Here is a 19,500-nt window from a genome sequence, read left to right on the forward strand (position 1 = left end):
CGAACCGGACAGGGAGGAACCCATCATGAGCGACACGGTGCTGGAAAAGCCCGCCACGCTGGCCCCCGCGCCCGGGGATGCGCGGCGGATCGAGGCCTTCATCCCCACCCCCTGCGTGCAGAACCATGCCAGCTTCATCGCGCCCCTGCCGGGCGGCGATCTGGGCTGCGTGTGGTTCGGCGGCACGCAGGAGGGCATCCCCGACATCTCCGTGCATTTCTCCCGCCTCGCCCCGGGTGCCACGGCCTGGACCCCCGCCGAGCGGCTGTCGGACGACCCCACGCGCTCGGAACAGAACCCGCTGCTGTTCACCGCCCCCGATGGCGCGCTGTGGCTGCTCTGGACCGCGCAGCGCGGCGGCAACCAGGACACGGCGCTGATCCGCCACCGCATCTCCCGCGACGGGGGCCGCAGCTGGGGCCCGATCGAGACGCTGATCGAGGAGAAGCCGGGCTTCGGCACCTTCATCCGCAGCGAGATCGTGGTGAACCGCCTGGGCGAATGGCTGCTGCCGATCTGGCGCTGCACCAAGCCGCCCGTGGGCGCCTGGACCGGCGATCTGGACACCTCCTCGGTGCTGATCTCGGCCGACCAGGGCCGCAGCTGGCGTGAAGTGGCGGTGCCCGACAGCACGGGGGCCGTGCACATGTCCATCGTCCGCCAGGGCGACCGGCTGGTGGCGCTCTACCGTTCCCGCTGGGCGGATTTCGTCCACCGCTCCGTCTCCAGCGACGAGGGGCACAGCTGGTCGGCGCCCGAGCCCACGGAACTGCCGAACAACAACAGCTCCGTCATGGCGATCGCGCTGGCCAGCGGGGCCATCGCGCTCTGCTACAACCACAGCAGCCAGGCGGACGCGACCGGCAGGCGCGCCTCGCTCTATGACGACATCGGCGGCGAGGAGGAGGCGGCACCGCCGCCCGCGACCGGGCGTTCCGCCTTCTGGGGTGCGCCGCGCGCGCCGATGACCATCGCCCTGTCCGAGGATGGCGGCATCACCTGGCCGCACCGGCGGAACCTGGAAGTGGGCGACGGCTTCTGCATGACCAACAACTCCAAGGATCAGCTGAACCGGGAGTTCTCGTACCCCTCCCTCTGCCAGACGGCGGATGGGGCCATTCACATCGCCTACACCTATTGGCGGCAGGCCATCAAATACGTCCGCGTGGACGAGGCCTGGATCCGGAGCACCCCAGCATGAGCCAGACCCTTCACCCGCGCGGCGTGTTCTCCGCGGCGCTCACCCCGCTCGACGCGGACCTGATGCCGGACACCGCGCGCTTCGTCGCGCATTGCCAGCGGCTGCTGGCGGAAGGCTGCGACGGCATTGCCATGCTGGGTACCACGGGCGAGGCCAACAGCTTCGGCATGGATGAACGCAAGGGCCTGCTGGAAGCGGCCATCCAGGGCGGCGTGGCCCCGCACCAGCTGCTGCCCGGCACAGGCGTGGCGGCGCTGACCGAGACGGTGGCGCTGACGAAGCACGCCCTGTCGCTGGGCGTGGACACGGTCGTGATGCTGCCGCCCTTCTACTACAAGGGCATCAGCGATGACGGGCTGTTCGCCTCCTACTCCGAGGTGATCCAGCGCGTGGGCGACGCCAGGCTGCGGGTGGTGCTGTACCACATCCCGCAGATGTCCTCCCTGCCGCTATCCTTCGCGCTGATCGCGCGGCTGCGCGCGGCCTATCCGGGCGTGTTCACGGGCATCAAGGATTCGGCGGGCGATTTCGCCAACATGCAGGGGCTGGTGAAGGAATTCCCGGGGCTCGCGGTGCTGGCGGGCGCGGACCCGCTGCTGCTGCCGCTGCTGCGCGAAGGGGGTGCCGGCTGCATCACCGCGACCTCGAACCTGGTGGCGGCCGACCTCGCCTTCGTGTTCCGCAACTACGCCGACCCGGCGAAGGCCGCGGAGGTGGATGCCGCCCAGGCGCGCATTGTGGCCGCGCGCAACCGGGCCTCGCGCTTCGCGCAGATGCCGTCGCTGAAGGTGCTGCTGGCGGCCAGGCTGAATGACCAGAACTGGACCCGCCTGCGCCCGCCCCTGCTGCCGCTGAACGCCGAGGAAACCGCGGCGCTGCTGACCGGCTGAGCCCCACGCATCGAGGAGGAAACAACCATGAAAAGAAGAATGATCCTGGCCACGCCCCTGGCGCTGGCCGCACCCGCCGTGCTCGCCCAGCCCAACTGGCCGGCGGGGCGGCCCCTGCGCGTGATCTGCCCCTGGCCGCCAGGGGCCGCCAACGACATGCTGGCGCGGCTGACCGCGCAGAAGCTGACGGAAAGGCTGGGCGCCACCGCCGTGGTGGAAAACCGCACCGGCGGCGCCGGGCTGGTCGGCACACGCGAAGTGCTGGGGGCCGCGCCCGACGGCTACACGCTGCTCGCCTCGGCCTTCAACACCGCCGTGATGCCGCTGGTGCTGCGCAACGCCAATTTCGACCCGCAGGCGGATCTGGAGGTCTGCGCCCGCACCGCCCAGGCACCGCTGGTGATGGCCATCACCGCCGGCAAGCCGCAGCGCACGCTGGCCGAGGTGATCGACGCCGTGAAGCGCAACCCGCGCGACTGGAACATCGCCATCACCTCCCTGGGGGCGGCCAGCCACCTGGCCACCATCGAGTTCAACCGCCGCACGGGCCTGGACCTGGAGATGGTGGCCTATCGCGGCACCCAGCCCGCCGTGCAGGACCTGATGGCGGGCAACGTGCACCTGCTGATCGACCCGTCCTTCAACCTGCTGCCGCATGCCGATGGCGGGCGGATACGGATGCTGGGCATCGCGTCGCGGGGACGCTCCCCGCTGGCGCCCAACGTGCCGACCATGAGCGAGGCCGGGCTGCCGGGCTATGAGTTCCAGTCCTGGTACGGGGTCTGGGCGCCCAAGGGCACGCCAGGCGCGATCGTGGAGCGGGTGAACGCCCTGATGAACAAGACGATGCGCGACCCCGCCATCGTGGCCCGCATGTCCCAGCAGGTGCTGGAACCGGTGACGGAGACCGTGGCCGAAACCCGCGCCTTCATCGGCCGCGAGATCAACCGCGCCACCGAACTGCTGCGCAGCGTGAACTTCACGCCGGAATAGGCGGCTAATTTCCGGGCAGGCCGCGGAACCATCTGCCGGGTTTCGCGGCCTTTCCCGGCGCCCCGGCCGTTCCGGGCCGCAAACAACCCCCTGCCCGGCCAGGATTTCTGATTTCCTTCCCCCGCAGGCCGGAGGGGGCAGGATGACGCAGCGGATCGAGGCCTTGCCGGGCGCCTTCGCCCTCGACCCCGCGCGCACCGCGCTCGTCATCATCGACATGCAGCGGGATTTTCTGGAACCTGGCGGCTTCGGCGCGGCGCTGGGCAATGATGTGGGGCAATTGGCCCGCGCCGTCCCCCACTGCCAGGCCCTGCTGGCCGCGGCCCGCGACGCCGGGCTGCTGGTGATCCACACGCGTGAGGGCCATCGCCCCGACCTGACCGACTGCCCGCCCGCCAAGCACCGCCGCGCGCCCGAGGGCATGCGCATCGGCGACCCCGGCCCCATGGGCCGCATCCTGATCCGGGGCGAGCCCGGCCACGGCATCATCCCCGAACTGGCCCCCATCGCGGGGGAGGTGGTGCTGGACAAGCCCGGCAAGGGCGCCTTCTGGGCCACGGAGCTGGAAAACATCCTGCGCAACCGGGGCATCGAGGCGCTGCTGGTCGCGGGCGTCACCACCGAGGTCTGCGTCAGCACCACGGTGCGGGAGGCCAATGACCGCGGCTTCCGCTGCCTGGTGGTGGCCGATGCCTGCGCCTCCTACTTCCCGGAATTCCACACGGCGGCCCTGGCGATGATCCATGCCCAGGGCGGGATCTTCGGCTGGGTCGCCGACACCGCCGCCACCATCGCCGCGCTGAGGAGCACGCCATGACCAGCACCAGGCTCTGGACCCCGGGCGACTGGAACGCCCTGTTCGGCTTCGGCACCAATATCCTGGTGAACCTGCTGGTGCTGACGGGGCTGCTGCGCTTCGTGGTCGGCATGCCGGACGCCATCGTGTTCGGCCGCATCCTGCCGGCGGCGGGGCTGATGATGTTCCTCTCGACCGGCTACTACGCCTGGCTCGGCTGGCGGCTGATGAAGGAAACGGGGCGGGAGGATGTCTGCGCCCTGCCCTCCGGCATCTCGGTGCCGCACATGTTCGTCGTGTGCCTCGTGATCATGCTGCCCATCGCCCAGACCACGGGCGACCCGATCAAGGGCTGGGAAGCGGGGCTGACCTGGATCTTCGTGCAGAGCTTCGTGCTGATCGCGGGCGCCTTCGCGGCGCCCTGGATCCGGCGCATCACGCCGCGCGCCGCGCTGCTGGGCACGCTGGCCGGGGTGTCGGTCACCTTCATCGCCATGCGCCCGGCGCTGGAGATGTTCATGACGCCCATCCTGGGCCTGACCTGCTTCGCGGTGATCCTGGTGGCCTGGTTCGGCGGCTTCCGCTATCCGCGCAACATCCCGGCGGGGCTGGTGGCCATCGCCATCGGGCTGGTGCTGGCCTGGGGCGGTGCGGCGCTGGGCTTCGGGCTGGGCGGCGTGGGGCTGGACCGGCTGGCCGCCTCCTTCGCGCAGATCGGCTTCCACCCGCCGGTGCCCGCCTTGGAGCACGTGTTCGGCGGCTTCCGGTTCATCGGGATCATCCTGGTCACCGCCATCCCCTTCGGCATCTATGACCTGGTGGAGGCGCTGGACAATGTCGAAAGCGCCGAGGCCGCGGGCGACCACTACCCCACCACCCGGGTGCTGACGGCCGATGGGCTGGTCAGCCTGATCGGCTGCCTGATGGGCAACCCCTTCATCAACGCGGTCTATATCGGCCATCCGGGCTGGAAGGCGATGGGCGGGCGCATCGGCTATTCGGCGGCCACGGGCGTCGCGGTGCTGGTCTTCACCTGGCTCGGCATCGCCTCCGTGCTGCTGGCGCTGGTGCCGGTGGTCGCGATCGCGCCGATCCTGCTCTACATCGGCATGCTGATCGGCGCGCAGGCGTTCCAGGAAACGCCCAAGGGCCATGCCCCCGCCGTGATCCTGGCCCTGACGCCGCATCTGGCCGCCTGGGCCAAGACGCTGATCGACGGCGCGCTGGGGGCCGCGGGCACCAATGCGGCGGCTGTCGGCATGGAAAGGCTGGTCGGCATGGGCGTGCTGTATCCCGGGCTGGCGGTGATGGGCGAAGGCGCGATCCTGGGCGGGCTGGTGCTGGGCGCCATCGCGGTCTTCATCATCGAGCGGGATTTCGTGAAGGCCTCGGCCTTCGCGGCGGCGGGGGCGGTGATGACCTTCTTCGGGCTGATGCACGGGCCCTCGGTGGGGTTCGCCGTCACACCGGGCCTGGCCGTGGCCTATCTGATGGTCGCGGCCTTCCTGCTGCTCTGCGCGCGGCAGGAAGGCACGCTGCCCGGCTGGATGGCCCGGCGCTAACCCCGCAGGATCGCGCCCAGCGCCACCAGCACGTGGCGCACATGCTCCTCCAGCAAGGCGGCCGCCGCCTCGTATTCCCCGGCGCGGCACAGGCGCAGCAGTTCCAGGTGTTCGTTCTGCGCGCGGCGCTGATAGGCGGGGCTGGCGGCCAGCTGCACCCGCGTGTAGCGGTCCGATTCCCGCAGCAGCGTGGTCACGGTGGCCAGCGCCCTGGGCCGCCCGGCGCGGGCATACAGGCCCAGGTGGAATTCCAGGTTCAGCTCGCCCCAGCGGTTCACCTCGCCGGCCTCGATCGCCGCCGCATAGGCCTGCAGCACCCGGTCCAGCCCGGCCAGGTCCTCCGCCGTCAGCCCGGGCGCGGAATGGCGCAGCAGATAGGGCTCCAGGATCGCCCGCATCTCCAGCGTCTCACGCATGCGCTCGGGCGAGAGGGGTGAGACGGTGGCCCCGCGCTGCGGCGCGATGGTCACCAGCCCCTCGGCATCGAGCTGGAACAGCGCCTCCCGCACGGGAATGCGGCTGACGCCGAGTTCGGCCGCCAGCATGTCCTGCTGCAGCTTCATGCCGGTGGCGTAGGCGCCATCCAGGATGCGGGCGCGGATCGCCTCCGTCACCGCCGCCGTGACGGTCTTGTGCCCTTCCCCCAGCGTCGTTGCCTGCGTGGTGCGCCGCGCCGTCCGTGCGATTCCGTTCATGGGGTCAGAATTTATAAAATTTTGGTTGACGACGCAAATTTATAAATTTTATGAAGGCGCCACCAGCAGCAGGAGAGCCAGGCCATGGCGCACAAGGTGAATTGGCGGGGCGTGTTCCCCGCCGTGACGACGCAGTTCCGCGCGGATTTCTCGGTGGATGTCGAAGCGACGCGCAAGGTGATCGCCGGGCTGATCCGCGACGGCGTCTCGGGCCTCGTGGTCTGCGGCACGGTGGGCGAGAACTGCTCGCTCTCCACCGCCGAGAAGGTGGAGGTGATCGAGGCCGCCGTGGACGTGGCCCAGGGCCGGGTGCCGGTGATCGCCGGCATCGCCGAATTCACCACCGCCTTCACCATCGACACCGCCCGCGCCGCGCAAAAGGCCGGGGTGGATGGCGTGATGGTGATGCCCGCGCTGGTCTATTCCTCGAAGCCGCATGAGACGGCCGCGCATTACCGCGGCGTCGGCACCGCGATCGACCTGCCGCTGATGGTCTACAACAACCCGCCCATCTACAAGAACGCGGTCACCCCCGACATCCTGGCCTCGCTGGCCGATGTCGAGACGATCTGCGCCTTCAAGGATTCCTCGGGCGACACCCGCGCCTTCACCGACCTGCGCAACATGGTGGGCGACCGCTTCACCCTGTTCGCGGGCCTGGACGACACCGTGGTGGAAAGCATCATGCTGGGCGCGGTCGGCTGGGTCTCCGGCATGTCCAACGCCTTCCCGCGGGAGGGCGAGGCCCTGTTCCGCCTGGCCGCCGCCGGCCGCTTCGAGGAAGCCCGCCCGCTGTACGACTGGTTCATGCCGCTGCTGCACCTGGATGCGCGCCCCGACCTCGTGCAGTGCATCAAGCTGTGCGAGGCGATCATGGGCCGTGGCTCCGCCCTGACCCGCCCGCCGCGCCTGGCCCTGCCCGAGGCCGACCGCAAGGAAGTGGAAGCCCTGATGGCCCAGGCGCTGGCGACCCGCCCCAGCCTGCCCGCCCTCGCGGCCTGACCGAACCCCACGCGCCCCGCCCCGCAGTCGCCGCAGAGCGACGGGGCGGGGCGCGTCCCGCACCAGCCAGACACCAGCCAACGGCCCACCCTATGCCTTGGAGGTTCCGATGACATTCGGACGTCGCTCTCTCGTCGCCGGCGGTGCCGGCCTTGCCCTGCCCTCCGCCCTGATCGGCACCGCGCGCGCCCAGCGGGCGGCGCCGCTGCGCTTCGTGCCCTCGACGCCGCTGCCCGCCCTCGATCCCATCGTGGCCACCAGCTACGTGATCCGCAATCACGGCTACCTCGTCTACGACACGCTGTTCGCGACCGACGAGAACTACCGCGTCCGCCCGCAGATGGTCGCGAACTGGGAGACGGCGCCGGACGGGCTTTCCTGGACCTTCGTACTGCGCGACGGGCTGTTCTTCCATGATGGGGAGCCGGTGCGCAGCGCCGACTGCATCGCCTCCATCCGCCGCTGGGCCGCGCGCGACGCCTTCGGCCAGACCATGGCCGCCGCCGTGGAAGGCTATGAGGCGAAGGACGCCCGCACCTTCACCATCAAGCTGAAGCGCCCCTTCCCGCTGATGCTGGAAGCGCTGGGCAAGCTGTCCTCCAACGTGCCGTTCATGATGCCGGAGCGCGTGGCGGCCACCGATCCCTCCCGCCCCATCACGGATGCCACGGGCTCCGGCCCCTGGCGCTTCCTGCCGGGCGAATGGAACCCGGGCCAGCGCGCCGCCTATGAGCGCTTCGCCCAGTACAAACCGCGCGAGGAAGCGCCGAGCTGGGCCGCCGGCGGCAAGATCGCGAAGATCGACCGCATCGAATGGCTGGGCATCACCGAGGCCCCGGCGGTCGCGGGTGCGATGCGCCAGGGCGAGATCGACTGGTGGGAGCAGCCGCCGGTGGACCTGCTGCCGGTGCTGCGTCGGGACCGCAATGTCGAGATCCTGAACGTGCCGCTCGGCTTCCTGCTGCTGATGCGCTTCAACCACCTGCAGGCGCCGTTCAACAACCCGGCCATCCGCCGCGCGGTGATGATGGCGGTGAACCAGGACGACTACATGCAGGCGGTGGCGGGCAGCCCTGAATTCTACAACAGCTGCAAATCCTATTTCACCTGCGGGACGCCCATGTCCTCCGATGCCGGGTCGGGTGCTGTGGGCAACAACGTCGAGCGCGCGAAGCAGATGCTGCGCGAGGCCGGCTACAACAACGAGAAGGTGGTGCTGCTGGCCCCGGCCGACCAGCCCATCGCCTACAACCAAGCCCAGGTCAGCGACGCGCTGCTGAAGCGGCTGGGGATGAATGTGGATTTCATCACCACCGACTGGGCCAGCTTCGTCTCCCGCCGCAACAATCGCGGGCCGGTGGACCAGGGCGGCTGGTCGGCCTTCCACACGCTGTGGTCGGGCGCGGACCTGACCAACCCCGCGATCAACCCGCTGATCCGCGCCAATGGCAGCGCCGCCTGGCTCGGCTGGCCGGAGGACCCGACGCTGGAGGGGCTACGCGACCAGTGGCTCGCGACCTCCGACGCGGCGGCGCAGCAGCGCATCGCGCGGCAGATGCAGGAGCGCGCCTTCGAGACGGTGCCCTTCGTGCCCACGGGTTCGGTCGAGCAGCCGATGGCCTATCGCAAGGCGCTGACGGGCATGATCGTCTCGCCGGTGCAGTTCTTCTGGAACATGGAGAAGCGCTAAGGCGCGCGCGGGGGCCGGCCGATTGCCCGGCTCCCGCGATCCTGCTACCGCTCCAGGGGAGGCAAACGCGCAGGTCACGGGCACATCACATCGAGGCCCGATCCATGACCGTTCTTCCGCGCCGTGCCCTTCCCGCCCTCTCCCTGGCCGTTCTCGCCGCCCCCGCCCTGGCGCCATCGGCCCGGGCGCAATCGGGCAGCATCCGCATCGTGGTGCCCTTCCCGCCCGGGGGCATCACGGATGTGCTGGCCCGCGCCCTGGCGCAGCAGATGACCGTGAGCCTGGGCAGCACCGTGGTGGTGGAAAACCGCCCCGGCGCGAATGGCAGCATCGGCGCCACGGCGGTGGCCCGCGCCGCCCCCGATGGCCACACCCTGTTGCTGGGCGTGACCGACACCCATGCGGTGAACCCGGCCGCCATGCGCAACCTGCCCTATGACGCGCTGCGGGACTTCGAACCGGTGAGCAACATCACCAACGTGCCGCTGGTGCTGGCCGTGGGCCCCACCCGGCCGGAGCTGACGGATCTGGGCCGCTTCATCGCCATCGCCAAGGCCCAGCCCGGCGTACTGACCCATTCCAGCTGGGGCGTGGGCAGCACCTCTCAGATCGCGATGCTGCGCCTGGCCGACGCCGCGGGGTTCGAGGTGCTGCACGTGCCCTTCACCGGCGCCGCACCCGCCGCCCAGGCCCTGGCGGCGGGCCAGGTGGACAGCATGGTGCTGCCGGCCGGCGCCGGCGAGGCGCTGTCCCGCGACGGGCGGGTGCGGCTGCTGGCGGCGCTCTCGCCCCAGCGGCTGTCGCTGCTGCCCAACCTGGCGACGCTGCAGGAACAGGGGGTGGCGCTGTCGGTTTCCATCTTCCAGGCGGTGTTCGCCCCGGCGCGCACGCCCGCCGCCATCATCGCGCGGTTGAATGAGGCGATGGGGCAGGCCCTGCGCTCCGCCCCGATGCTGGAAGTGCTGCGCGGCCAGGCGGCGCTGGCCGACCACACCACCCCGCAGGGCCTGACCGACCTGGTGAAGCAGGAGCAGGAGGCCTGGGGCCGCATCGTGCGCGCGGGCAATATCCGGCTGGAGTAAGCGCCGGGCGCGGTCGGCGCATCCGCCAGCGCCGGCCGCCGCCGTTATTCATTCCTGAAAATATTAATACGAATACACAATCCGCCCGTAGGAAAAATCGATACGCTTCTCAACACATCATTAAACCCTGACGATGAATCGGCGGAGAACAGCTGTTGAGCAGCCAGGACCCCTTTCTGTCCGCCCCGCTCATAGACAGGGTGCTGCAGCAATTGGGCAGCTACGCCTTCCGCATCTACAACTTCATCGATTATGACACGCCCGAGTTGAGCTACACCGCATCTCTCGGCGATGGGTCCCCGCTGCCGTCCTGGATCACCTTCGATCCGGCCATCCAGCGCTTCGCCGTCACCCCGCCGGACAGCTTCCTCGGCACGCTCGATATCAAGGTCACGGCCTCCGACGGCACGGCCAGCGCCAGCGGCGACTTCACCCTGCAGATCACACCGCCGAACAGCCCCCCGGTGCTGGCGCAGCCGCTGCCCGACCGCGACGCCGTAACTGGCGAGCAATTCGACTTCCGCCTGCCCGATGGCACCTTCACCGACGCCGACGGCACCAACCTGTTCTATACGGCCCTGCTGTCGGATGGCGGTGCCCTGCCCGGCTGGCTGTCCTTCAACTCCGGCACCGGCCTGTTCGAGGGCACGCCCCCCAGCGGCCAGACCGGCGAATACGACATCACCGTCACCGCCACCGATGGGCAGGCCGCGGCCACAGCCAGCTTCCATCTTTCCGTGCGGCCCAGCGACGCGGCCCCCATCGCCACGCCCATCGACGGCCAGAGCGTGGCGGAGGAGACGCCCTGGACCTTCACCCTGCCGCCCGGCACCTTCACCGACCCTGACAGCACCGGGCTGGTGTACCGCGCGGCGATGGCAGACGGCATGCCGCTGCCGACCTGGCTGCGTTTCGATCACCTCACCCGCACCTTCAGCGGCACGCCGGGGAAGGATTTCACCGGCACCCTGTACCTGGCCGTCACCGCCGATGACGGCAGCCGCGTCGCCACCCAGGCCTTCGCCCTGACCGTGACCAATGTGGAGGACGCCCCCCGGCTGGTGATCCCGCTGCACGACCAGCTGGCGCGGGAGGACACGGCCTTCGCCTTCGGCCAGTTCGTCTCCGGCGATTTCATCGACCCCGATGGCGACCCCATCACCTACACCGTCACCAGCGACGATGGCGGGGCGCTGCCGTCCTGGCTGAACGTCATCGACATCGGGGTGAAGATCTCCTTCAACGGCACGCCGCCCAAGGATTTCAACGGCACCATCCCCATCCGCATCACCGCCAGCGACGGCACGCTCAGCACATCGGACGTGTTCAACCTGACCTTCGCGCCGGTGAACGACGCGCCGGTGCTGGCGGTCCAGACGCCGAGCTTCCGGGTGACACCGGGCACGCCCTTCCTGCTGGCCCTGCCCCCCGGCACCTTCACCGATGTGGACAGCCCGGTGCTGACCTACAGCGCCACCCAGGCGGATGGCGCGCCCCTGCCGGCATGGCTTTCCTTCAACCCGGCCACGCGCAGCTTCTCGGGCACGCCGCCCGCAGGCTTCGCGGGCCTGGCCGTCACGGTCACGGCCGCCGATGAGATCAGCCGGGCGAGCGAGACCTTCGCGCTGGCGACCGGCGCGCCGCTGCTGCTGCACCCGCTGGCGGACCAGACGCTGGTGCTGGGCAACACCTGGCGCTACGGCTTCGCCGCCGACACCTTCCAGGACCTCGACACCGCCAACCTGGCCTACAGCGCGGCGCTCGCCGATGGTTCCGCCCTGCCGGGCTGGCTGCACTTCGATCCCACCACCCGCACCTTCACCGGCCAGGCGCCAGCAGACTGGAACGGCCACGCCGATATCCGCGTCACCGCCTCCGACGGCGGCAGCAGCGCGAGCGACGTGTTCGCGCTCGATGAACTCGGCGATTTCAGCTTCACCGCCTCCGGCTCCGCCTGGGGCCGCAGCGCGCCGGCCGAGATCCATTACCGCTTCGACCCGCTGTATTATGAGATCGGCAATAGCTGGAGCGTCGGCTTCTCGGAGGATTTCTCGGCCGGGCCGCTGTATGGCGGCGTCAGCGCCAGCGTGGGGTTCGGCTACAACTTCCAGGCCGGGGTGCTGATGGACCTGACGCTCAGGCCCGACAGCTTCGACCTCGCCGCCAATTTCAGGATCACCGAGACCCGGTCCAGCCCGGACCAGGCGATCGGCACGGCGCCCTTCGTCATCGTGGGCGCGGTGTTCGAGGCCAACTCCCACTTCAACGTCACCGCCGCCGACGAGGCCTTCGCCCTGCATGCCTTCGCGGGCATCACGGCCACCATCGGCGCGCAGCTCAGCGCCAGCGTGCATGGCGGGTTCCGCTTCCCCGACATCGACCTCGGCCCCTTCGGCACCATCTCGGTGCCCGACATCACCGCCTCGGCCGGCATCAACCTGCCCATCGACTTCATCGGCATCGGCAAGATCGAGATCGCCGATGGCCAGATCACCATGCCCTCCAACGGCATCATCGGCGGCATCGATGTCAATATCCACAGCGGCGATCCGGTCTATGACGTGCATCTGGCGCAGAAGATCAACGACGACTGGGGCAAGCTCTCCTTCCTCGCGCCCACGGGCTTCACCATCAGCGACTACACGCTGCTGCCGGCCACGGCGGGCAATATCGGCGCCATGCGGGTCAGCGCCGTCTCGGACCCCATCGCCTCCGCCTCCGCCGACGTCGACAAGATGGTCACGGAGCTGGTGAAGGCCCTGCACCCCGAGATCGACCTGGAGAAGCTGTTCCACCCCCGCCTGCCCTTCGAGACGGGCATCGGCACGATCGGCCTGGGTGTGGACAATGATTTCAGCCTGGTGGGCGATGTCAGCCTGAAGGAGGAAATGACCTTCACCCCCTCCGTCCACTACGTGATGACCACCAGCTACGGCCAGACCGTCTATGGGCAGGAGGGCGACAAGACCAGCTTCGACACGCCCGAGGGCGAGGGCAGCTTCCAGGTCGATGCCAGCTACACGGCCGATGCCACGCTGACCACGGTGATCAGCCTGGTCGGCACCATGCATTTCGACATCAGCCTGCTGGCGGCCGCGCTGGATGTGAAGATCGGCGAAAGCCCGATCGACATCACCTTCCCCATCGCCAGTGCCACCCCGGTCTATTCGGACACGCTGTCCATCTTCGGCATCAGCATCCCCATCTACAGCAACACGGATTACTACCAGCTCGACCAGACCCGGCAGGACAGCTTCTTCCTGGACTACGAGAAGTTCCGCACCGTGTTCGGTTCCGGCGACAGCTTCGCCCTGACCACCCACCAGGTCACGGCGGACGGCAACGACCATGACAATGTCTTCACCGGCAATGCGCTGGACAATGTCATCAATACCTTCGGCGGCAACGACACCATCGACGCGGGCGCGGGCAATGACACTGTCGATGCGGGGGCGGGGAACGATTACGTCTATGCCGGCCCCGGCGACGATGTGTTCATGGGCGGCGACGGCATCGACACCATCGACTATTCCGCCGCCCCCGGCCCTGTCACGGTCACGCTGGATGGTTTCGGCAATGACGGCTGGGGCGGGCTCGATACCGTCAGCGGCTTCGAGAACGCCCTCGGCAGCGCCTTCGACGACCTGATGTTCGGCAATTTCGACCCCAATGTCCTGGTCGGCGGCGACGGCAACGACATCATGCTGGGCGATGGCGGCAACGACACGCTGTATGGCGGCAACGGCAATGACAGCCTCAGCGGCGGCCCGGGCGACGATGCGCTGTTCGGCGGCAACGGCGATGACAGCCTGCGGGGCGGGGCCGGCAGTGACGTGCTGTATGGCGGCAGCGGCACCAACACCATGGCCGGGGGCACGGGCGACGACCAGTATGTCGTCGAAAGCGCCACCGACACCGTCACCGAGAACCCCGACGAAGGCACCGACACCGTCTATGTCGGCGTCAATGGCTGGACGCTGCCGGCCGATGTGGAGATCGTGCGGCTGTTCGGCCAGGGCAGCGCCATCACCGGCGGCGCGGGGGATGAGATCATCGTCGCCAACCCGCTGCTGGCCTCGGCCATCGACGCGGGCGGGGGCAATGACACGCTGTGGGGCGGCGGGCCGCTGGCCCATACCCTGAATGGCGGCGCCGGCGACGACATCATCCGCGGCCAGGACAGCCCGGACGTGATGATCGGCGGCACGGGCAACGACCAGTTCGTCATCGGCAACCTGGCCGCCACCATCGTCGAGAAGCCCAATGAGGGCATCGACACCGCCTGGCTGGCGGTGAATGGCTGGACCAACTTCGCCAATGTCGAGATCGCACGCCTGGCAGCGCCCGGCGCCGTGCTGCTGTTCGGCAGCGACGGCAATGAGGATCTGGTGGCCAACCAGGCCGCCGCCAGCCGGATCGACGGCAATGGCGGCAACGACACGCTGTGGGGCAGCGCCTTCGCCGATACGCTGAATGGCGGCGCGGGCGATGACATCCTGCGCGGCCAGGGCGGCGCGGACGTGATGGCCGGCGGCACCGGCAATGACCAGTATGTCGTCTTCGACCCCGGCGCCACGGTCATCGAGAACGCCAATGAAGGCTACGACATCGTCTACTACACCGGCGCGGGCAGCTTCTTCATCGGCGACAATGTCGAGGAAGGCCGCCTGGCCGCCAGCGGCACCGGGCTGGTGGGCAATGCGCTGGGCAACCTGCTGGTGGGCAACAATGCCGGGCTGGGCAGCACGCTGAACGGCGCCGGAGGCGATGACATCATCTTCGGCACCCCCGGCGCCGATATCTTCACGGGCGGGGCGGGCAACGACACGATGTATTCCCTCGGTGGCGCCGACCGCTTCCTGTACGACGCGCCGGGCTGGGGCGTCGACCAGATCGCGGGCTTTTCCTCGGCGGCGGGCGACAAGCTGGAATTCCTGACCGGCAGCGGCGTGACCGGATTCGACCAGCTCAACCTGAACATCGCCGGCGGCAACACGCAGGTGAACCACGCGAACGGGGTGATCCTGGTCTTCGGCGCGGTGCTCAGCGCGTCGGATTTCCTGTTCGGCTGAACGGCGCGACGCGCGTCCATGGCCCGATGGGCAGGACCAGGTCGAACACCTTGCCGGGCTGGTTCCCGCCCTTGCACGCTTGCTCCATCAGGTCCGGCGGGAAGCGCCGCACCGGGGCCGGGCCGCCCTCCGCTCTCAGCCAGGCGACGCGCGCTGCCGCATGGCCGCTGAATAGACGGCCAAGGCTGTCAGGCAGATGGCGAGGAATAGCGCCGCGGTGAGAAGGGGCGCCGCGGGCGCGCCGGTCAAGTCACGCACAAAGCCGGCGAAGGGCGGCAGCAATGCCAGGCCCAGATAGAACAGCGTGTAGTGCACGCCCATGCCGAAAGCACGGCTCTCGGCCGAGAGCGCACGCCCGGCGAAGGCCATGATCAGGCTCGAGGGTGGAGCGGCGAGCAGACCGAATGCCGGCAAGGTCAGCCAGGGCGGGGCACCGGCCGAAGTCGCCACAAGCGCCGCCACCATGCCGAGAACGCACAGAACCGTGACCAGCAAAGGCCGCCCCAGCCGCTCCGCGATGGCGCCCCCCAAAGGCTGCAGCGGCAAGATAGAGAAGCCAATCAGCGATGCCAGCGCTCCGGCCTCGGCGCGGTTCATGCCATTCGCCACCAGGAAGGCCGGCGTGAAGCCGACCGCCACGGCGAAGGAGGCATTGTAGCCGGCCCAGACGATACCGAGCGCGATCAGCGGACGCCATTCGTGGCGCAGCAGCCACATGCGGCGATGGCTGGCTGCCGAAGGACCGGCACCGCGCACGCTGATCGTGAGAAGAAGGAAGGCGACGGCGCAGAACCCCGCGGAGAGCCAGAGGGCGGAGCGCCAATTTTCCCCGAGCAGGGGCAGGACGAGCAAAGCCAGACCGATGCCAAAAGGCCATGCCATGAGCATGAGGCCCATCGCGAGTGCGACGGCGGCGCCGGAGAACCGGTCGAGCACCATCTTCGCGCCCGCGATGGTGAGCAAGGCGCCGCCGACGCCAGAGACAAGCCGGCCCGCCACGGCGAGTTCAAAGCCCGGCGCCAGGGCAAGCAACACGCCACCCAGCGCCATGAGCCCGACGCCGCCCAGCAACACGACACGGTCGCCGAATCTTGCCAGCAACCACCCGGCCGGCAGAGCGACGAAGACTCCAGCCAGAGAGTAGGCGCCGATCAGGGTGCCGAGGGCGGCCCAGTCCGCGACCAGGCTCCCGATCAGCAAAGGCCCGAGCGCGCCCACGACTTGAAGCTGCGCGCCCATGGAAATGCGAGCGAGCGCCAAGACGCCGACCTCGCCCCAACGTCCTAGAATCATGTTGTGTGTCTAGCCCGCATTGTATTCTGGCGAAACTGTCCGCATCGAGATTGTCCGGGTGCATGACGTGGCGCAGTATTTCTAGGGGTCGCTGCACGGTTTGTTTGAAACTGCACGCTAAGCTCAGATCAACGGGCAACTGGGAGGGACAACGACGATAGACCGTGACAGCCGAAGGCATAAACGGCGGTTAGGGTCTTCGTTTCCGAGGAGAAGAGGAGGAGCCTTGTCCCCATCTGCTTGCTTCGAGAGGAAGCAACTCACGATTGCTATTGGACGAAGTCGACAATGAGGATGTCCAGGTCCCGGTCTGGTACGAAGTTCCGGTAGCGCACCTCGAACCGGCGATCGTCCAGGCGTCTCACGCCGGTCGCGCAGAAGCTGGCCAGTGAACGCGGATTCCCCTTATCGACGACCAACCGGAAGTCGGCGATCGGCCCGGCCCAGTTGGCGCCCGGTCGCAGGACGTATTGTAGCCAGACCTCCCCATAATCCGGCGCCCCGCCTCTTGCGGCGACACGCCTGTCCAAGCTGGCCAGGAAGCTGTCATCAATGCACTGCCTTTGCCGCTGTTCCAGGAACTCCGGCGTGCGGCGCAGGTCGGCGGCAAGGGCGCCACCGATCCGGCCGCCGATAACGGGGCGGTAGCTGTGCCGAACCTCGATGCTCCGCGCAGCCGGGAAGGTCTGGCGGCGGGTGACGGTCGTATGCACCGTCCAGAGCGCGTCCCAGAGCTGCGTCTGCCCGTCAGTGCCGCCGTCCAGCAGCATCTCCTCCCGCAACAGGGTGGCGCGGGAATCCGGCTGCAGCCGATTGACGGCGACGGAGAATTCCTCGCCCCGCGCGAGGATCGGCAGGTTCAGCCGCTGCAATCGCGCGGTGATGTCCTGGCCCCGGAAGCTCGCGCGCTGGACAAGTTGCAACTGCGCCGGCTGTCCGTCCACGGTTGTGCGAAAATCCAGCTCGGCCGCGAAGTCCGGCGCGCGGGCGATGGGGCTCAGAACGATATCCGGCAGCGGGAAGGCAACCAGCGTCTCGATGTCGCGATCGCTGGTGTTGGTGAAGCGGTACTCGACCCTGACCTGGTCTCGGCTGATGAACAGCTCCTGCGTGTCGAGCCGGATCGACTCCGAGCGGATCAGCGTGAGGCCGCCGATGCCGATGGCGGCTTCGCTGTCATTGGCCCGGGCGGGCGCGGTGAGCACCATGCCGAGACCTGCGGCCAGGATCGCCCGGCGCAGCGACGAGAGTTTCATTCGACGGAACCGCGAGATAGTCTCCATCGGCTCAGAAGCCGGCACATTGCGACAAGGCCCGCCAAGCCGCGTTGGACCCATTGAGGGGGTAGCGGAGACGCTCGCCGCCCGGAAGGCTGACCTCGAACTCGCGCCCATTGGCGAAGCCGTCCGAGGAGCCGGGCTCGTTCGGTGGATCCATCATCGTCGCGGTCGCGTTGCCGTCCGCAATGGCGGTCTGAGAGCTATCGGGGCCGAGCCCCCAGGGGACCACCCGGATCTCGCCCCGCAGCCCCAACAGCGCCGCACCGCTGAAGCGCAGGCCGGTGTCCGCGATATTCTGATTGCCAGGGCTCGGCTTCGCGGCGAGGAAGGCCAGGGCGCTGCCATCGGGGTAGCGACGTTCCACCTCGCAACGCCAGCTACCGCCGCCCTCCAGCCGCGACAGGGTCCAGGGCCCGACCTGTCGCGTGGATACGACACTCATGCCGGGGGCGGCGCCTGTCGATGCCGCCGCCGGAGCGGGAGCCGCGGCCTGCGCCGCCAGAAGGTTGCGAAAGGCCGCCGGTCGCTGGCCCGGCTGCCAGGCGCAGACGCGGATGGCGCGCGCCTCGCCCCAGCAAGCGCCGTCGCGGCGAACATCGGCGACGCCCGGCGGGTCCCCGGAAGCGGGGTCCTGGTAGCTGGCGCGGCCAAGGCGCGATCCGGGGTCGATCATCACTTGGGCCACCCGGCTGCCGAGCGTGACGGTGAAGTCACCATTGGGCTCGGCCTCGAAGTTGCACTCGCCGTTGATGAGGGTGCGGCCCTCGATCTGCACGAGGCAATCCGCCGGCCTTGCGGCCGCAACACCGGGCAGGAGAACGCCCGCGACAAGCGCGGCGGCAGCCTTGATGAAACTCATCGACTGTTTCCATTGTCGGGTGGTGATCCGCGGCCTGCGCGACGCGGGCCGCCCATGGCGCAGCGGGGGGGGGGAGCCATGAAAGGGCCTGCGAAGCGTGTGACCGATCATCAGAGGTACCGCTTCTCGCCGAACGGGGTGAGGTAGTATCGGCCGCTGCGGTCCGAGCAGGGGGTCGCCGGCGTGCAGCGTTGGGCCTGGGGGCGCTGCGCCGGGGCCGGCATGCGGCCGACCTGCGACCGCCTCAGGCATTCGAGCCGGGCAGCAGGATCACCCAGGCTGGAACAGCCGGGACCGAACGGATTGGCAGGAGGAGGCCTGCTGGCTCCGGCACATCGGAAACGCTCGGCCGGATTGCTCAGGCTCGCGCAATGCGGGGGAATCTGCGCCGCCGCGGGCATCCACCAGAGCAGGCCCGTGGCCAGCGCCATCGCCGTGGGCAGGGCGGGACTGGGAAGCATCCACCAGAAGGTCCGCATCCTCAGCCGTAGCCCATCGCGCGGTGAGTGCCATTCTCGACCTCGACGATGATGTCCTGCATCGAGGCGTTGCCGAGCACGTAGTCGGAGTTTCGGCTTCCCACCTGCAGCTTGATCCGGCCGCGGATGCGCAGCACGGCCTCCATGCTCTGGGTGTCGATCCGGGCACTGACGCGCTGGCCGTTGGTGGTGGCGTCGAAGCTGAAGGTGCCGGCGGGCGTGTCGAGTAGTCGGAGGAGCAGGCTGCCACTCACCGGGAGCGGCGGCGCGCTGATGTTGTAGACGTGGTCGCGGTTCCAGGAGATGCGGAGCGGCCCGGCGCTTGAGGTGATGTGAGCGGCGCACCGGTTGAAGCGGCCATTCTCGTCGATCCGGAGGATCTGCGCCGCTCCCTTCTGGCCCTGCCTCACCTCGCGGTATTGCGCGATGGCTGTGCCGGGGAGGACAGCGAGGCCACAGGCCGCGATGACGAGCAAACGCCGGCGCCAGGGGCGCGCATTCGGCAGCGGAATGGGCACGGAGCCAATCTCCCCAGGACGCTTCTGAAACACTGCCAAAGGCCCCAACCGCGGCCGGCCGTGCCCGCGGAACGTGTCAGACGCGTTA

General features: G+C 69.0%; 14 protein-coding genes. 9 read left to right on the forward strand and 5 right to left on the reverse strand.

Translation table 11 applies throughout. The features are described 5' to 3' along the window. Positions 1-25: 25 nt before the first annotated feature. From GT007_RS01330 to GT007_RS01350, 5 genes are all read left to right on the forward strand, one after another. Positions 26-1,201, forward strand: coding sequence for a sialidase family protein (locus GT007_RS01330; RefSeq protein WP_160119754.1), 1,176 nt, complete (start codon positions 26-28; stop codon positions 1,199-1,201). Next, a complete protein-coding gene (locus tag GT007_RS01335; RefSeq protein WP_160119755.1) occupies positions 1,198-2,091 on the forward strand; it encodes a dihydrodipicolinate synthase family protein in 894 nt (297 codons plus the stop codon). The genes GT007_RS01330 and GT007_RS01335 overlap by 4 nt, the downstream gene beginning before the upstream one ends. 27 nt (positions 2,092-2,118) lie before the next feature. After that, entirely contained in the window at positions 2,119-3,084 is a 966-nt protein-coding gene (locus GT007_RS01340) for a tripartite tricarboxylate transporter substrate binding protein (protein ID WP_160119756.1), read from the forward strand. Between the two features lie 142 nt (positions 3,085-3,226). Then, entirely contained in the window at positions 3,227-3,901 is a 675-nt protein-coding gene (locus GT007_RS01345) for a cysteine hydrolase family protein (RefSeq protein ID WP_160119757.1), read from the forward strand. Beyond that, positions 3,898-5,442: a regulator gene (locus tag GT007_RS01350; protein ID WP_160119758.1), complete on the forward strand. Its 1,545-nt coding sequence runs from the start codon at positions 3,898-3,900 to the stop codon at positions 5,440-5,442. The genes GT007_RS01345 and GT007_RS01350 overlap by 4 nt, the downstream gene beginning before the upstream one ends. Here GT007_RS01350 and GT007_RS01355 read toward each other — a convergent pair. After that, positions 5,439-6,137 (reverse strand): GntR family transcriptional regulator, encoded by a 699-nt coding sequence (locus tag GT007_RS01355; RefSeq protein ID WP_160119759.1) that lies wholly within the window; start codon positions 6,135-6,137, stop codon positions 5,439-5,441. The genes GT007_RS01350 and GT007_RS01355 overlap by 4 nt on opposite strands. Positions 6,138-6,221: 84 nt before the next feature. Here GT007_RS01355 and GT007_RS01360 point away from each other — a divergent pair, with 84 nt between their 5' ends. From GT007_RS01360 to GT007_RS01375, 4 genes are all read left to right on the forward strand, one after another. After that, complete coding sequence (locus GT007_RS01360) at positions 6,222-7,139, forward strand: dihydrodipicolinate synthase family protein (RefSeq protein WP_160119760.1); 918 nt, start codon at positions 6,222-6,224, stop codon at positions 7,137-7,139. Positions 7,140-7,248: 109 nt separating this feature from the next. Beyond that, positions 7,249-8,829 carry an ABC transporter substrate-binding protein gene (locus GT007_RS01365; RefSeq protein ID WP_160119761.1) on the forward strand — a complete coding sequence of 527 codons (1,581 nt, stop codon included), beginning with the start codon at positions 7,249-7,251 and terminating at the stop codon, positions 8,827-8,829. Positions 8,830-8,933: 104 nt separating this feature from the next. Beyond that, a complete protein-coding gene (locus GT007_RS01370; RefSeq protein ID WP_160119762.1) occupies positions 8,934-9,911 on the forward strand; it encodes a Bug family tripartite tricarboxylate transporter substrate binding protein in 978 nt (325 codons plus the stop codon). Positions 9,912-10,066: 155 nt separating this feature from the next. After that, positions 10,067-14,983 (forward strand): putative Ig domain-containing protein, encoded by a 4,917-nt coding sequence (locus tag GT007_RS01375; protein WP_160119763.1) that lies wholly within the window; start codon positions 10,067-10,069, stop codon positions 14,981-14,983. 135 nt (positions 14,984-15,118) lie between these two features. On the opposite strand, the gene GT007_RS01380 is transcribed toward GT007_RS01375, so the two are convergent. The 4 genes from GT007_RS01380 to GT007_RS01395 form a co-directional block, all read right to left on the reverse strand. After that, positions 15,119-16,276: an MFS transporter gene (locus GT007_RS01380; protein WP_160119764.1), complete on the reverse strand. Its 1,158-nt coding sequence runs from the start codon at positions 16,274-16,276 to the stop codon at positions 15,119-15,121. 269 nt (positions 16,277-16,545) lie between these two features. Further along, positions 16,546-17,532, reverse strand: a complete 987-nt coding sequence (locus tag GT007_RS01385; RefSeq protein WP_160119765.1) for a DUF4424 family protein — start codon at positions 17,530-17,532, stop codon at positions 16,546-16,548. A gap of 31 nt (positions 17,533-17,563) precedes the next feature. Beyond that, positions 17,564-18,415: a hypothetical protein gene (locus GT007_RS01390; protein ID WP_160119766.1), complete on the reverse strand. Its 852-nt coding sequence runs from the start codon at positions 18,413-18,415 to the stop codon at positions 17,564-17,566. Positions 18,416-18,896: 481 nt separating this feature from the next. Next, positions 18,897-19,412, reverse strand: coding sequence for a hypothetical protein (locus GT007_RS01395; RefSeq protein ID WP_160119767.1), 516 nt, complete (start codon positions 19,410-19,412; stop codon positions 18,897-18,899). Between the last annotated feature and the right edge of the window lie 88 nt (positions 19,413-19,500).

It is taken from the genome of Rhodovarius lipocyclicus (genome assembly GCF_009900765.1).
GTDB lineage: Bacteria > Pseudomonadota > Alphaproteobacteria > Acetobacterales > Acetobacteraceae > Rhodovarius > Rhodovarius lipocyclicus.

Excerpts from the sequence above, each read along its gene's own strand:
- GT007_RS01345 (WP_160119757.1), top strand. The coding sequence starts at position 3,227 with ATGACGCAGCGGATCGAGGCCTTGCCGGGCGCCTTCGCCCTCGACCCC.
- GT007_RS01360 (WP_160119760.1), top strand. The coding sequence starts at position 6,222 with ATGGCGCACAAGGTGAATTGGCGGGGCGTGTTCCCCGCCGTGACGACG.
- GT007_RS01380 (WP_160119764.1), bottom strand. The coding sequence starts at position 16,276 with ATGATTCTAGGACGTTGGGGCGAGGTCGGCGTCTTGGCGCTCGCTCGC.
- GT007_RS01365 (WP_160119761.1), top strand. The coding sequence starts at position 7,249 with ATGACATTCGGACGTCGCTCTCTCGTCGCCGGCGGTGCCGGCCTTGCC.
- GT007_RS01385 (WP_160119765.1), bottom strand. The coding sequence starts at position 17,532 with ATGAAACTCTCGTCGCTGCGCCGGGCGATCCTGGCCGCAGGTCTCGGC.
- GT007_RS01330 (WP_160119754.1), top strand. The coding sequence starts at position 26 with ATGAGCGACACGGTGCTGGAAAAGCCCGCCACGCTGGCCCCCGCGCCC.
- GT007_RS01350 (WP_160119758.1), top strand. The coding sequence starts at position 3,898 with ATGACCAGCACCAGGCTCTGGACCCCGGGCGACTGGAACGCCCTGTTC.
- GT007_RS01340 (WP_160119756.1), top strand. The coding sequence starts at position 2,119 with ATGAAAAGAAGAATGATCCTGGCCACGCCCCTGGCGCTGGCCGCACCC.
- GT007_RS01355 (WP_160119759.1), bottom strand. The coding sequence starts at position 6,137 with ATGAACGGAATCGCACGGACGGCGCGGCGCACCACGCAGGCAACGACG.
- GT007_RS01370 (WP_160119762.1), top strand. The coding sequence starts at position 8,934 with ATGACCGTTCTTCCGCGCCGTGCCCTTCCCGCCCTCTCCCTGGCCGTT.
- GT007_RS01335 (WP_160119755.1), top strand. The coding sequence starts at position 1,198 with ATGAGCCAGACCCTTCACCCGCGCGGCGTGTTCTCCGCGGCGCTCACC.
- GT007_RS01390 (WP_160119766.1), bottom strand. The coding sequence starts at position 18,415 with ATGAGTTTCATCAAGGCTGCCGCCGCGCTTGTCGCGGGCGTTCTCCTG.